This is a genomic window from Roseivivax sp. THAF197b (assembly GCF_009363255.1).
In the GTDB taxonomy this organism is placed as follows: Bacteria; Pseudomonadota; Alphaproteobacteria; order Rhodobacterales; family Rhodobacteraceae; genus Roseivivax.
On the sequence record NZ_CP045318.1, the window covers coordinates 302,942 to 316,543 of the forward strand.

Annotated in this window: 11 protein-coding genes; 5 read left to right on the forward strand and 6 right to left on the reverse strand. The window is 64.5% G+C overall.

Annotated features, from left to right (window positions below):
• Positions 1-147: 147 nt before the first annotated feature.
• The 3 genes from FIV09_RS01555 to mutT all read left to right on the forward strand — a co-directional run bounded on the left by FIV09_RS01555 (position 148) and on the right by mutT (position 3,714).
• Complete coding sequence (locus FIV09_RS01555; RefSeq protein WP_152448338.1) at positions 148-591, forward strand: hypothetical protein; 444 nt, start codon at positions 148-150, stop codon at positions 589-591.
• Between the two features lie 140 nt (positions 592-731).
• Positions 732-3,233 (forward strand): FAD-dependent oxidoreductase, encoded by a 2,502-nt coding sequence (locus tag FIV09_RS01560; protein ID WP_152448339.1) that lies wholly within the window; start codon positions 732-734, stop codon positions 3,231-3,233.
• An 82-nt stretch (positions 3,234-3,315) separates the two neighbouring features.
• Positions 3,316-3,714, forward strand: a complete 399-nt coding sequence (gene mutT / locus FIV09_RS01565; protein ID WP_152448340.1) for an 8-oxo-dGTP diphosphatase MutT — start codon at positions 3,316-3,318, stop codon at positions 3,712-3,714.
• 530 nt (positions 3,715-4,244) lie between these two features.
• Here the strand turns inward: mutT and infB are convergent.
• The 6 genes from infB to FIV09_RS01595 all read right to left on the reverse strand — a co-directional run bounded on the left by infB (position 4,245) and on the right by FIV09_RS01595 (position 11,896).
• A complete protein-coding gene (gene infB, locus FIV09_RS01570) occupies positions 4,245-6,761 on the reverse strand; it encodes a translation initiation factor IF-2 (protein WP_152448341.1) in 2,517 nt (838 codons plus the stop codon).
• Positions 6,758-7,405 (reverse strand): RNA-binding protein, encoded by a 648-nt coding sequence (locus FIV09_RS01575; protein WP_152448342.1) that lies wholly within the window; start codon positions 7,403-7,405, stop codon positions 6,758-6,760. The genes infB and FIV09_RS01575 overlap by 4 nt, the downstream gene beginning before the upstream one ends.
• A 5-nt stretch (positions 7,406-7,410) precedes the next feature.
• The gene (gene nusA, locus FIV09_RS01580; RefSeq protein ID WP_152448343.1) at positions 7,411-9,039 is read right to left on the reverse strand and encodes a transcription termination factor NusA; all 1,629 of its coding nucleotides are present in this window, start codon (positions 9,037-9,039) and stop codon (positions 7,411-7,413) included.
• A 6-nt stretch (positions 9,040-9,045) separates the two neighbouring features.
• Positions 9,046-9,615, reverse strand: coding sequence for a ribosome maturation factor RimP (rimP, locus tag FIV09_RS01585; protein WP_152448344.1), 570 nt, complete (start codon positions 9,613-9,615; stop codon positions 9,046-9,048).
• 381 nt (positions 9,616-9,996) lie between these two features.
• Positions 9,997-10,284: an HU family DNA-binding protein gene (locus FIV09_RS01590; RefSeq protein WP_152448345.1), complete on the reverse strand. Its 288-nt coding sequence runs from the start codon at positions 10,282-10,284 to the stop codon at positions 9,997-9,999.
• A gap of 127 nt (positions 10,285-10,411) precedes the next feature.
• Positions 10,412-11,896 (reverse strand): AMP nucleosidase, encoded by a 1,485-nt coding sequence (locus FIV09_RS01595; protein WP_152448346.1) that lies wholly within the window; start codon positions 11,894-11,896, stop codon positions 10,412-10,414.
• Between the two features lie 83 nt (positions 11,897-11,979).
• On the opposite strand from FIV09_RS01595, the gene FIV09_RS01600 reads away from it, so the two are divergent.
• Positions 11,980-12,990: a DNA topoisomerase IB gene (locus FIV09_RS01600; protein ID WP_254702285.1), complete on the forward strand. Its 1,011-nt coding sequence runs from the start codon at positions 11,980-11,982 to the stop codon at positions 12,988-12,990.
• Positions 12,991-13,131: 141 nt separating this feature from the next.
• The gene (locus tag FIV09_RS01605) at positions 13,132-13,599 is read left to right on the forward strand and encodes a GNAT family N-acetyltransferase (RefSeq protein WP_152448347.1); all 468 of its coding nucleotides are present in this window, start codon (positions 13,132-13,134) and stop codon (positions 13,597-13,599) included.
• Positions 13,600-13,602: the final 3 nt, after the last annotated feature.

A 13,602-nucleotide genomic window follows, 5' to 3' on the forward strand; every position in this document is an offset into this window, starting at 1 on the left:
CGATGTTACCAGAAAAGGCTGCGAGTTTCCCGGAAAAAGGGTGTGGCCCCGTTCACGGACAACCTTCGATTTTTCATCGCGCTGCCGCTTTGGCGTCAGATTTCGGCGTGACCTTTCGCTCGGGGCACAGAGCAACTGGGCAATGTCATGAGCGAACAGGCACTCAACGATGTCTTCCGTCCATCGCAGTTGAAAAGGCGCGCCAAGGCGAAACGCGCGCCTCGGACAGGGTTCCGCGCCTATGCCGTGCGTCGTCTGCGCCAGATGGTGCTGTCCTGGATGGTCATGGCCGGGCTCGGCATCGGGGCCAACATGGTCTTTCAATCCTATGCCCAGGAAAAATACGGCATCGGTCTAGAGGAACAGCTGGCCGCGCTGGATGAGATCAGCGGCGGTGTGCTCGGGCTGTCGGCGCTTGCGGGCGGTGATCCGGTGCAATCGAGCGTTCCGACCGACGCCGCTGCCCTGCCGTCCCGACCGATGACATCTTCGGAGCGGCAACCCTCCGCACTGCCCGGTGCCGCGCAATCCGTGCGGGAAATCACCGATGCAGGCGCGCTTCTGGTCCGGGTGCCTCAGAGCGGCGACTGATCTCCGCGGCGCCATGTCGCGTCATATTCCGTCTCTGCAAGCGTCGATGTCGCTTTCCTGCCGCGACGTGTCGGCAGCCGTGAGCAGCGCTCGCGCGCGCCGCGCTACGACAGTGGAAACGGACAGGGGAATCCAGGCCCATGAAAACGCATGTGAAAGCGCTCGTCGTCGGCGGCGGCGCCGTCGGCACCTCCATCGCCTACCATCTCGCCCGCGCGGGCTGGGAGGATGTGATGCTTCTCGAACGCGACGAGCTGACGTCTGGCTCGACATGGCATGCAGCGGGTCTTCTGCCCTATTTCAACATGTCCTTCGCGACCACGCATATCCACGACTACTCGATCAAGTTCTACAAGACGCTCGAGGAAGAGACCGGCCTCAATGCGGGCTTCTCGGTCGTGGGCAACCTGCGCATGGCCCAAACGAAGGCGCGCATGGACGAATACATGGTCTATGCCACGACCGCCGAGACCTGCGGCGTGCCCTACGAGTGGATGACGCCCGCGCAGATCAAGGAGCGCTGGCCGCTGGTCAACACCGACGATCTCGAAGGCGCGATCTACCACCCGACGGACGGCTACATTAACCCCGCCGACGTCACCATGGCGATGGCCAAGGGCGCGCGGCAACGGGGCGTTTCGATTGAACGCAAATGGCAGGTCGACGGCTATCACTGGACCGGCGATCACTGGGAAGTCACGGTCACCAAAACGGTCGAAAAGGGCGGCAACCTCGTGCCCTCCGAGGAACAGATGGTCATCCATGCCGAGCATGTCGTGACCGCCACTGGAAACCACGCGCAGCGCACGGCGAAACTGTTGGGCATCAAGTCGGCGGCCATCCCGGTCGAGCACCAATTCATCGTGACCGAGCCCGACCCGGCGCTCGTCGAGTACCGCAAGACCCATGGCGAGCATCCGGTGCTGCGCGATGCGGATGCCAAGTGGTACGTCCGCGAAGAGCGCGGCGGCTGGATTCTGGGCCCTTATGAGCGCAACGCGCCCGCGCGCTTTGCCTACGGCGTGCCTGACTCGTTCCGGGCGGACCTCTTCCCCCTCGATCTGGAGCGGATCGAAGAGGAATACATGTCGATGATCCATCGCATCCCCTCCTCGGAAGAGGTGGGCCTGAAGGACGACTATAACGGTCCCATTTGCTACACGCCTGACGGCAATCCGCTGATCGGTCCCGCGCCGGGCCTGCGCAACATGTGGCTGGCCGAGGGCTTTTCCTTCGGGATCACGGCGGCGGGTGGTGCCGGCTATTACCTCGCCCAACTCATGGTCGAGGGCGAGGCCGAGATCGACATGGCCTCGCTCGATCCCAAGCGCTTCGGCGATTGGCAGACCACCGAATACGCCATCAAGAAGAACGAAGAGGCGTATGAGCATGTCTACATTCTGCACCATCCCGACGAGGAACGCCCCGCCGCGCGGCCCCTGCGCACCGCGCCCAATTATGACCGGCAGAAGGCGCTGGGCGCGCAATTCGGCTGCGTGAACGGATGGGAGCGGCCCAACTATTACGGACCTGTCGATGCGCCCGAGGATTTCGACCACGACGCGCGCAGCTTCCGCCGCGGGGGCTGGTGGGAATACGCCAAGGCCGAGGCCGAGGCGATCCGGAACGGCGTCGGCATCATCGACGCGACGGCCTTCGCCAAGCACGTGGTGAAAGGGCCGGGGGCTGCGGCCTTCATGGATTGGTTCACCTGCAACAAGCTGCCAAAGGTCGGCCGGATCAACCTGACCTATGCGCTGACCGGGGCGGGCACGACGCGCACCGAATATACCGTAGTGCGTCTGGCCGAAGACAGCTTCTACCTTGTCTCCGCAGGCGCGTGGCAGGCCTATGACAGCGATTACCTGAAGAAGGCCGCCGAAGATAAGGCCGGGGATTTCGGCTATATCGAAGTGCAGGACGTGACCACGCAATGGGGCGTCTTCGCCATTGCCGGACCCAAGACGCGCGATGTGCTCAACCAGCTTGTCCGCGATGCGGAGCCTGAAACGGTCCTGTCGAACAAGCGCTTCCCCTGGCTCAGCTGCCGCGACATCGAGCTTGGCATGGTGCCGGTCCGCGCGATCCGCGTGGCCTATACCGGGGAGCTTGGCTGGGAGCTGCATCACCCCATCGAGATGTCGACGCATCTCTGGGACCGGATCATGGAAGCGGGTGCGCCGTTTGGGCTGAAACCCGTGGGCGCTCGTGCGCAGAACTGGCTCCGGCAGGAGAAGTCCTACCGCGCTTTCGGCAACGAGCTTGGCCGGGATGCGACACCATTGGAGGCCGATCTGCCGCGCTTCGTGGACCTGTCCAAGGACTTCCATGGCAAGGCCGAGATGGAGGCCAAGGGCATCCGGTCGAAATGCGTCACGGTCCTGATCGACGGGCCCGCCGATGCCGATCCCTGGGGCCGCGAAGCGCTCTATCTCGAGGATGGCACGCGGGTCGGGCGGCTGACCTCGGGCGGCTATTCGGTGGCCTTCGGCAAGTCGATCGGCATGGGCTACGTCAAGCCCGAGGTCGCTCAGACGGGCCAGGCGCTGAAGGTCAAGATGTTCGACCAGCTCTGGGATGCCGTCATCACCGAAGACAGTCCCTACGATCCGTCGAACGCCACGATCCGTCAGGACGGCTGATCCGGGCTGCGGGCCGGGGCTTGCACCCGGCCCGCGCCCGTCGCATGAGACCCGGGTCACTCGTTGCCCGGAGGTCTGGCCCATGAAAACCGTTCTCGTCTCTGCCGTCGCGCTGATCGATGTCGATGGCCGCGTGCTTCTGGCGCAGCGGCCCGAGGGCAAGTCGATGGCGGGCCTTTGGGAATTCCCGGGCGGCAAGGTCGAGCAAGGGGAGACGCCCGAGGCGGCCCTGATCCGGGAGCTGCACGAGGAGCTCGGGATCGACACATGGGCATCCTGTCTCGCGCCGCTGACCTTCGCCTCGCATTCCTATGAGAGCTTCCACCTGCTCATGCCGCTCTTCGCCTGCCGGAAATGGGAGGGCATTCCGCAGCCGCGCGAGGGCCAGGTGCTAAAATGGGCACACGCGCGGGAATTGTCGGACTATCCGATGCCGCCCGCGGATGTGCCGATCATTCCGATCCTGCGGGATTGGTTGTAAGACGCGGCGCTGTCCCGGGCTTGCCCCGGGATCTCTTGGTGCCATACCCGGCGAGGCCCCGGATCAGGTCCGGGGCATAGAGTGTCGAGCTCAGAGCGGCGAGCCGGGCCCGAGACAAGCGCGTGGTGCCGGAGAGGGGACCAAATGCGGGACGCTGGGCGCGCCTGACCAGTGGGGTGGCGCTGCACCATCTGAACGGATGCGCTTTATACCAACCAAGTCCGCGCGCAGAAGGTACCACGGCGCTGGCGGTACCAAAGCGCCAGCCCGCGGGGCTGGGCAGGCGCTTGAGCGCGGCGGCTGCACGCAGCCTTGGTTCCGCGCTCTGGGTGCTTTGCTCAGATAATGGCGCGATGAAACGTCCTCCTCGGGCTTGACTCGAGGATCGTTAAACGTGGGCTCCTTGATCAGAGATCCTCGGGTCAAACCCAAGGATGACAGCGGTCAGGGCCGAGGATGACGGCCAAGGTCTCGCCCAACAAAAAGGGCGGCCCCGAAGGACCGCCCCAATTTGATGGTCGCTGTGCCGATCAGCTCAGCGTCCGCTCCACCTCTTCGCGGGTGAAGATTTCGATCACGTCACCCTTGCGGATGTCGTCGTAATTCTCGAAGGCCATGCCGCATTCCTGGCCGGACTGCACTTCGGACACTTCATCCTTGAAGCGCTTCAGCGTCTTCAGCGTGCCTTCGTGGATCACAACGTCGTCGCGCAGCAGGCGCACACCGGCCGAACGGCGCGCGACACCTTCGGTCACGAGGCAGCCCGCCACATTGCCGACGCCGGTGACGCGGAACGTGTCCTTGATCTCGGCGTAACCGATGAAGTTCTCGCGGATCTCGTTCGACAGAAGCCCAGAGGCCGCCGCTTTCACGTCGTCCACCAGATCGTAGATGACGCTGTAATAGCGCAGCTCCACGCCCTTCTGGTTGGCCGAGTTCCGGGCCGAGGCATTAGCGCGGACATTGAAGCCCAGGATCGGCGCGTTTGACGCCTCCGCGAGGCCCACATCGGTCTCGGTGATCGCACCCACACCGTAATGCAGGACGCGCACGCGGACCTCTTCGTTGCCGACCTTCTCGAGCGCCTGAACGATGGCCTCCGCGGAGCCCTGCACGTCGGCCTTTACCAGAACCGGCAGCTCGGAGACGTTTTCGTTCTCCTTGGCCTGCTGCATGAGGCTTTCGAGCGTGGTTGCGGCACCGGCAGCGGCGCGCTTGTCCTTGGCGACCTGCTGGCGATACTCGGCGATTTCGCGCGCCTGCGCCTCGGTCTCGACGACGTTCAGCACGTCGCCTGCCTCGGGCGTGCCGTTGAGGCCCAGAACCTCGACCGGAACCGAGGGACCCGCTTCCTTGACGCGGTTGCCCTGGTCGTTCTCCATCGCGCGCACCTTGCCCCATTGCTCGCCGACGACGAAGATGTCGCCCTGGCGCAGGGTGCCGTTCTGCACGAGCACGGTGGCGACCGGGCCACGGCCCACATCGAGCTGCGCCTCGATGACCGCGCCCTGTGCGGGACGGTCGGGGTTGGCTTTCAGCTCGAGGATCTCGGATTGCAGCGCGATGGCTTCGAGAAGCTCGTCGATGCCCTGACCGGAGACCGCGGAGACCTCGACGTCCTGCACGTCGCCCGACATCTGCTCCACGATCACTTCGTGCTGCAGAAGGTCGGTGCGCACCTTGGTCGGGTTCGCCTCGGGCTTGTCGATCTTGTTGATCGCCACGATCATCGGCACCTTGGCCGCTTTCGCGTGATTGATGGCCTCGATGGTCTGCGGCATGACCGCGTCATCCGCGGCCACCACGAGCACGACGATATCCGTCACCTGCGCACCGCGTGAGCGCATGGAGGTGAAGGCCGCGTGGCCCGGCGTGTCGAGGAAGGACAGGACCGCGCCGCTATCGGTGGTCACCTGGTAGGCGCCGATATGCTGCGTGATGCCGCCCGCTTCGCCCTGGGTCACTTTGGTCTTGCGGATCGCATCCAGAAGCGAGGTCTTGCCGTGGTCGACATGGCCCATCACGGTGATGATCGGCGCGCGGTCCTGCAGGTCTTCGGGCTTGTCCTCGACCTGCTCGATCACCTGTTCGACGTCCGAATCGGAGACGCGGGTCACCTTGTGGCCGAATTCCTCGATGATGAGCTCGGCGGTGTCCTGGTCGATGCTTTGGTTCTGCGTCGCCATGATGCCATTGTTCATCAACGATTTGACGACGTCACCCACACGTTCGGCCATGCGGTTGGCAAGCTCGGCCACGGTGATGGCCTCGGGCAGCTGCACGTCACGCACGACCTTCTCGCGGTTCACGGGGCCGCCCATCGCCTTCTGGCGTGCACGCTCCTGCTTGCGCTTCATCGCGGCCATGGACTTCTGACGGCCGCCTTCGCCACCGGTCAGGGCCTGGTTGACGGTCAGCTTGCCGGCACGGCGGCCGCCGCCATCCTTGGCCTTGGGCGCGCGACCGCGATCGTCACGATCCCGGTCGGGCTTGCGGGCCGGCGCGGGCGCGGGCTTGGCGCCGCGCGGCGCGTTTGCCGGATCGGGCGCCGCTGCCGGATCGGGTGCGGCCTTGGCGCGAAGCTCCGCCTCGGCGGCCTCGCGCTTCTTGCGCTCCTCGTCCTCGGCCTTCTGGCGCGCACGCTCCTCGGCTTCGCGCTGCTCGCGCTCTTTCTGTTCCTTCTCGGCGCGCAGGCGCTCACGCTCTTCGGCGCGGGCCTTTTCCTCGGCTTCGCGCTTGGCGGCTTCTTCGGATTCGCGGGCCTTTGCGGCCTGCAGGGCCTTCAGGCGGCGCTCCATCTCCGCGTCGGAGATGCCCGCCGGTCGTTTTGCCGAGGCCTGGGCCGCGGCCCGCTGCGCCGCGCTCGCGACGTTTTCCGCATCGGATTTCGATGCGGATCCCGCATTAGTCTTCGGGACCACGACGCGCTTGCGCTTGGTCTCGACCACGACGTTCTTGGTACGGCCGTGAGAGAAGCTCTGCTTCACCGATCCCGAACGGGGACCGCCACGTACACCCAAAGTCTTCTTGCCGTCGTTATCGCTCATGAAGCTCTCTTATCCTTTCCGACGACCCCTGTCGCCGCATCGCGCGTCTTCACATCAACGCGCATACCCTTGAGACGTTGGGCATCCTCTACAACACGTTTCGTGAGACCGCCAGCGCCGAGCGCCGCGTGCACCACTTTATCGCGCCCGAAGGCCTGCCCCAGCTCCTCCGCCCCGAGCCAGCCGATATAGCTGCCGAAATGCGGGGTGGAGAGCTTTGTTTTTCCGCGGGCCGAGCCATCCTCGGCCTGGATCAGAACCTCTGCTTCCTCTTTCTGAAGCCAGTCCTTCACCTTCTCATAGCCGGACACCGCGTTGCCCGACTTTCGCGCAAGGCTGATCAGGTCGATCACCCGTTGCGTGAGCATTTTCTCGACCATGTCCGTCAACCCGTCGGGCAGCGTCACGGCCTGTTTTGCCGCACGAGAAAAGAGCTTTTTCGCCACAGCTTTATCCATCGCGGCCCGATCCGCCGCAACCCAGATACCGCGTCCGGGCAATTTGCCCGCGATATCAGGCACAACCATGCCGTCGGGGCCGACCACGAAGCGCACGAGTCCAGAGACGGGCTGCGAATCGCCACTGGCGATGCAGCGCCGTTCCGGCCCGTCGTCCCGATCCTTGGTTCGGCCCCCTCGGCTCATCCCGGTTACACCTCTTCGGTCTCTTGCGAGCCCTCATCGGCCTCGCCGTCTTCTGCATCCGCATCTGCCTCGAGCTCGGTCGGATCGACCCATCCCAGCAGAACGCGCGCGGTCATGACCATCGTCTGCGCCTCTTCGAGACTCACTTCGAACGGTTCGAGCACGCCATCATCCTTGATGCGCTGCCCGTCGACCGTCGTCCAGCCACCGGCCAGTTCCCAGTCGGCGCAGGTCGCGAAGTCCTCAAGGGTCTTCACGTCATCCTTGGCGAGCGCCTCCACCATTTGGGGTGTCAGGCCTTCGAATTCAATGAGGCTCTGCTCGGCACCAAGCGCGCGCGCGCGCTCCAGCGCCTCGGCGGCTTGCGCTTCCAGCACGTCACGCGCCCGCGCCTGCAATTCCTGCGCGGTATCCTCGTCGACGCCATCGATGACCGTCAGCTCGTCAAGCTCCACATAGGCGACCTCTTCGAGGTTGGTGAAGCCTTCGGAAACCAGGAGCTGGGCGAAGAATTCGTCCACGTCGAGCGCGGCCACGAAGAGCTGCGTGCGCTCCTCGAATTCCTTCTGGCGGCGGGCCGATTCCTCTTCCTCGGTGAGGATGTCGATATCGAGCCCGGTCAGCTGGCTGGCCAGACGCACGTTCTGACCGCGACGGCCGATGGCGAGCGACAGCTGCTCGTCGGGCACGACGACCTCGATCCGCTCCGCATCCTCGTCGAGAACCACCTTGGAGACCTCGGCGGGCTGCAGCGCGTTCACGAGGAACGTGGGCATGTCCTCGTTCCACGGGATGATGTCGATCTTTTCGCCCTGAAGCTCGTTCACGACGGCCTGTACGCGGGAGCCGCGCATACCGACGCAGGCGCCCACGGGGTCGATCGAGTTGTCATAGGACACCACGCCGATCTTCGCGCGGCTGCCGGGATCGCGGGCCACGGCCTTGATCTCGATGATGCCGTCGTAGATCTCGGGCACTTCCATCTTGAAGAGCTCCGCCATGAATTCGGGGGCCGTGCGCGACAGGAAGATCTGCGGGCCCCGGACCTCACGGCGCACATCCTTGATGTAGCAGCGGATGCGGTCGTTGGGACGGTAGCTTTCGCGGCCGATCTTCTCGTTGCGGCGCAGGATGCCTTCGCCCCGGCCGATATCGACGATGACGTTGCCGTATTCCTCGCGCTTGACGACACCGTTGATGATGGTGCCCGCGCGATCCTTGAACTCTTCGAACTGACGGTCCCGCTCGGCTTCGCGGACCTTCTGCAGGATCACCTGCTTCGCGGATTGCGCGGCGATGCGGCCGAGCTCGACGGGGGGCACTTCCTCTTCGAAGGTGTCGCCGACCTTGGGATCGGCCATGTATTGCTTGGCCTGATCGACGGTGAACTCGGCCTGGTAGTTCTCGACCTCGTCATCCTCGACGACGGTGCGCACGCGGGTGAAGGTCGCCCGGCCGGTGCGGCGGTCGATCTTCACGCGGATGTCCATCTCGGCGCCGTAGCGGGACTTCGCGGCACGGGCGAGGCTTTCCTCCATCGCCTCGACCACGAGACCGGGGTCGATCATCTTTTCCCGCGCGACGGCTTCTGCGGTCTGTAGAAGCTCCAGCTGGTTGGCGGATGTGATGGCCATCGTCTCTTACTCCTCGGTTTGGCCGTCGTCGGCCTCGATTTCGTCGTACTTCTTCTCGTCGATTGCCTGGGCCTTGCGGGCTTTCAGCATCTCGCGGATGAGCTCGTCCGTCAGAACCAGTTTGGCATCGGACAGCCAATCGAATTGCAGACCCACGGTGCCCGCCTCGATATTCACGAGCACTTCGCTGCCTTCGACCCCGGCCAGCACGCCTTTGAAGCGCCGCTGCCCGTCAATGAGCTCATGCGTCTCGAGCTTGACCTCGTAGCCCTCAAAGGTCTCGAAATCCTTCAGGCGGGTGAGCGGCCGGTCGATGCCGGGCGAGGACACCTCAAGCGTGTAGGCATCGAGGATCGGGTCCTCCACGTCGAGCGTCGCGGACAGCGCGGTCGAGATTTCCGCGCATTCATCGACTTCGATACCACCCTGGGGCCGCTCGGCCATGATCTGCAGGAGCGGCGTCTTGCCGCCCTGGAGACGCACGCGCACGAGCTCGAAGCCCATATCCTCGATCACCGGCTGGGCGATCTCGGCGATGCGCTTGTCCATGGATGTCTTCGCGATCAGATCGGTCATGGTATCCTGTACGGGTTCGGGCGTGACCCTGTGGTGCGGGCACAAAAAAACGGGCGCGCGGCCCGTGATCGAATTCCGGTGGAGCGTCAGGTTTGGACCCCAGCGCGCCGCTGTTGAGGTGCATATACGGATGCATGCCCGAGTCTGCAAGAGCAAAGGCGCGCGCCGGGCGGGGGCGGTTCGTCCCTCTGCGTCCGCAACAACCACGACGTGACAGACATTGAGATGGCGCCTTCCCGCATGAGTGCGCATGTCGCAGTGTCACTCCCGAGGGCAGTCGGCGACCGATAATCCTCTCGGCCAGACGGGCAGTATCGTCTGCCAACGAAAAAGGACCGCACCTCGCGGCACGGTCCCTAATATCTTCGCGGCGCGTCGGGCTTAGCCGTTGACGCTGTCCTTGAGGGCCTTGGCGATGGTCATCTTGACCTGCTTGTCGGCCTCTTTCTTGAACTGCTCGCCGGTCGCGGGGTTGCGGACCATGCGCTCGGGGCGCTCGCGGCAGTAGATCTTGCCGACGCCGGGCAGGGTCACGGCACCGCCGCCTGCGACTTCGCGCGTGATGATGCTGGTGATGGCGTCCAGTGCCTCGCCTGCGGATTTCTTGTCGCTGTCCATCTCTTCCGCGAGTGCGGCAACGAGCTGGGTCTTGGTCATGGGCTTCGCCATTTTTATCTCCTCTAGCCTCCCCCAGTTGGGGCCTTGGGCGTCATTTGAACCGCATATTGCGTACAAACACAACGATTAGCGTTATAGATAGGGTCGAAAACAAGCACTTTTTACGTGTGTCGCAGGGTCAAAGGAAGGCTGTTTCTTCGAAACTGCGCAGTTTTCGGCTGTGAATCCGTGCCAGAGGCATCTCTCGCAGCACCTCCATGGCCCGGATTCCGATCCGCAAATGCCGGGTGACCTGCGTCTTGTAGAAGTCCGACGCCATGCCCGGCAGCTTCAATTCGCCATGCAGCGGCTTGTCCGAGACACACAAAAGCGTGCCGTAGGGCACCCGGAAGCGGAAGCCGTTCGCGGCGATGGTCGCGCTTTCCATATCGAGCGCGATGGCGCGCGACTGCGACAGGCGCTGCACGGGGCCATGGGTTTCGCGCAGCTCCCAATTGCGATTGTCGACGCTGGCCACGGTGCCGGTGCGCATCACGCGCTTGAGATCATAGCCCTCAAGCTCGGTCTCGACCGCAACCGCCTTCTCGAGCGAGGTCTGGATCTCGGCCAGTGCGGGGATCGGCACCCAGACCGGCAGATCGTGATCGAGCACGCGATCTTCGCGCAGATAGGCATGGGCCAGCACGAAATCGCCGAGCGATTGCGAATTCCTTAGACCCGCGCAATGGCCCACCATGATCCAGGCATGCGGGCGCAGCACCGCGATGTGGTCCGTCGCCGTCTTCGCGTTCGACGGCCCCACGCCGATATTGACCAGCGTGATGCCCGAGCCGTTGGCGCGCTTCAGGTGATAGGTCGGCATCTGCGGCATCTTGGGGCTGTCGGGCAGGGGCGCTTCGGGATCGGTGATTTCCGCATCGCCGGTCGAGACGAAGCTCGTGTAGCCGCTTTCGGGATCGGCCAGAGCCGCGCGGGCATAGGCTTCGAATTCGGTGACGTAGAACTGGTAGTTGGTGAACAGAACGTGGTTCTGAAAATGCGCGGGATCGGTCGCGGTATAATGCGCAAGCCGCGCCAGCGAGTAATCCACCCGCTGCGCGGTGAAGGGGGCAAGCGGCTCCGTCCCGTCCGCCTTCGGCTTGGCGAGCCCGTTGACGATATCGTCGTTGGTCGTCCCGAGATCCGGCACGTCGAAGACGTCGCGCAGGATGAAATCCGCAGCCCCTTCCTGCGGCACGGTCACGCCCGCCCGGTTGGCCACGGCGAAATGCACCGGCATCGGCGTGTCCGACAGGCCGACCTGCACGGGCACGGCGTGGTTCTCGATCAGAAGGCCGATCTGTTGGATCAGATAGGCGCGGAACAGGTCCGGCCGGGTGATCGAGGTCGCGTGCACGCCGGGGGCCGCCACATGGCCGAAAGCCAGACGGCTGTCGACCTTGGCAAAGCTCGTCGTGGCGATGCGCACTTCGGGATAAAACGCGCGGTAGCGCACGCCTGGATGCCCGTTCTCGATGGCCGCCTGAAAGCGTTCGCAGAGGAATTCCGTGGCCAACTCGTAAAGCGCGCAGAGCCGGTCCACCGCCGCTTCCGCGCTGTCGAAAAACGCAGGTTCCGGTGCGTCCGGCGTGACCAGTTCCACCCCGCCCATGTAATCCTGCATTGCCGCCTCGCTCGTTGTTTGCGCGCAACCTGACAGCTTGCTCGGGCGGGATCAAGAAGGGCGCGGGGGCAGGCGGAACCACCATGCGCGAGCCAGCGTTCAAAGGGATGCAGGATATCGCCGATCTTACCTATTACCCCGATAACAGGCCCGGGATCACGCGCCGAAAGCAGGGGCGCGGCTGGCGCTACATCGCGCCGGACGGCACTGGGATCGACGCGCCCGAGGAACGCCGCCGTCTGAACGCGCTCGCCGTGCCGCCGGCCTATCGCGACGTGTGGATGTGCCCCGATCCGCGCGGGCACCTCCAGGCCACCGGGCGCGATGATCGCAAGCGCAAGCAATACCGCTATCACGCCGACTGGACCGCGTTCCGGGCGCGCAAGAAATTCGCGCATCTGGCAGCCTTCGGTGCGGCGTTGCCGTCCTTGCGTCAACGCATCCTGCGTGACCTGCGCGACCATGAGGCGGGCGATCACGACTTCGCGGTGGCGGCCATCCTCGCCCTTCTGGACCGCGCCAATCTGCGGGTGGGAAACCCGGATTACGCGCGCCAGAACAAGACGTTCGGCGCCACCACCCTGCGTTCGCGCCATCTCGACCTGACCGAGGACGAGGTACGCCTCGATTACCGCGCGAAAGGGGGCGAGAAGGTGAAAAAGCGCCTGCGCGACCGCACGCTCAATCGCGTTCTGGAGCGGCTCGACGATCTGGACGGGCCGACGCTCGTGGCATGGGAGGATACGGACGGCACCGCGCGCTCCGTGGGCTCCGACACGATCAATGCCCGGCTCGCGGACTGGACCGGCGAGGCGGCGATCACGGCCAAGACCTTCCGGACCTGGAATGGCAGCGCTGCGGCGCTCGATGTGGCCATGCGGAGCGAGACGGTCACGATCAAGGCCATGACGGAAGCCGCGGCAGAGCGGCTCCACAACACGCCCGCGATCTGCCGGACAAGTTATGTGCATCCGCGCGTGATCGATCTGGCTGAGGTACCATTTGACGTGCGGCGCGCCTATTTGAGCGATGCGCCTGACATCCGGGGGCTGCGCCAGTCGGAAGCCGCCCTTCTGAACCTGCTGCGCGACTAGCGGTCTCTTTTCCTTCGAATTTCTCGGGGATAAACGTCCCGAAACACTGCGAAGGCGAGGCCCGATGTCCCTATCGAAAACAGCAAACTGCCCCCTGGCCACCGGCCCGATCCGGGCGTGCAAGCGCGACAGGTGCACGGCATGACGGCCGACGAGCTTGATATCGTCAGGGTGGATCCTCAGGACGAAGACGCGGTTGCCTGTCTGCGCGCCTATTTTGCCGAACTCAATCGGCGGTTCGCGCAAGGGTTTGACGTGACGCTGTCATCCGATCCCGAAGCGGACAGCATGCGGCCGCCACGCGGCGCGTTCATCCTGATCCGCCACGGGGATCAGTCGGTGGCATGCGGCGGTCTGAAAGGGCACGGCACATGGGGTGAGGTGAAGCGCGTCTGGGTCGCGAATGCGCTGCGCGGGCAGGGCCTCGCCCGGCGCTTGATGGCAAGGATCGAGGACGAGGCGCGCGATCTTGGAATGGACGTGCTGCGGCTCGATACCAACAGCGCATTGCCCGAGGCTGTGGCGATGTATCGCCGCCTCGGCTGGACGGAAATCCCGCGCTTCAACGACGATCCCTATCCCGACGTGTTCTTCGAGCGGCAGCTCTAGGCG

Excerpts from the sequence above, each read along its gene's own strand:
- FIV09_RS01555 (WP_152448338.1), top strand. The coding sequence starts at position 148 with ATGAGCGAACAGGCACTCAACGATGTCTTCCGTCCATCGCAGTTGAAA.
- FIV09_RS01560 (WP_152448339.1), top strand. The coding sequence starts at position 732 with ATGAAAACGCATGTGAAAGCGCTCGTCGTCGGCGGCGGCGCCGTCGGC.
- mutT (WP_152448340.1), top strand. The coding sequence starts at position 3,316 with ATGAAAACCGTTCTCGTCTCTGCCGTCGCGCTGATCGATGTCGATGGC.
- infB (WP_152448341.1), bottom strand. The coding sequence starts at position 6,761 with ATGAGCGATAACGACGGCAAGAAGACTTTGGGTGTACGTGGCGGTCCC.
- FIV09_RS01575 (WP_152448342.1), bottom strand. The coding sequence starts at position 7,405 with ATGAGCCGAGGGGGCCGAACCAAGGATCGGGACGACGGGCCGGAACGG.
- nusA (WP_152448343.1), bottom strand. The coding sequence starts at position 9,039 with ATGGCCATCACATCCGCCAACCAGCTGGAGCTTCTACAGACCGCAGAA.
- rimP (WP_152448344.1), bottom strand. The coding sequence starts at position 9,615 with ATGACCGATCTGATCGCGAAGACATCCATGGACAAGCGCATCGCCGAG.
- FIV09_RS01590 (WP_152448345.1), bottom strand. The coding sequence starts at position 10,284 with ATGGCGAAGCCCATGACCAAGACCCAGCTCGTTGCCGCACTCGCGGAA.
- FIV09_RS01595 (WP_152448346.1), bottom strand. The coding sequence starts at position 11,896 with ATGCAGGATTACATGGGCGGGGTGGAACTGGTCACGCCGGACGCACCG.
- FIV09_RS01600 (WP_254702285.1), top strand. The coding sequence starts at position 11,980 with ATGCGCGAGCCAGCGTTCAAAGGGATGCAGGATATCGCCGATCTTACC.
- FIV09_RS01605 (WP_152448347.1), top strand. The coding sequence starts at position 13,132 with ATGACGGCCGACGAGCTTGATATCGTCAGGGTGGATCCTCAGGACGAA.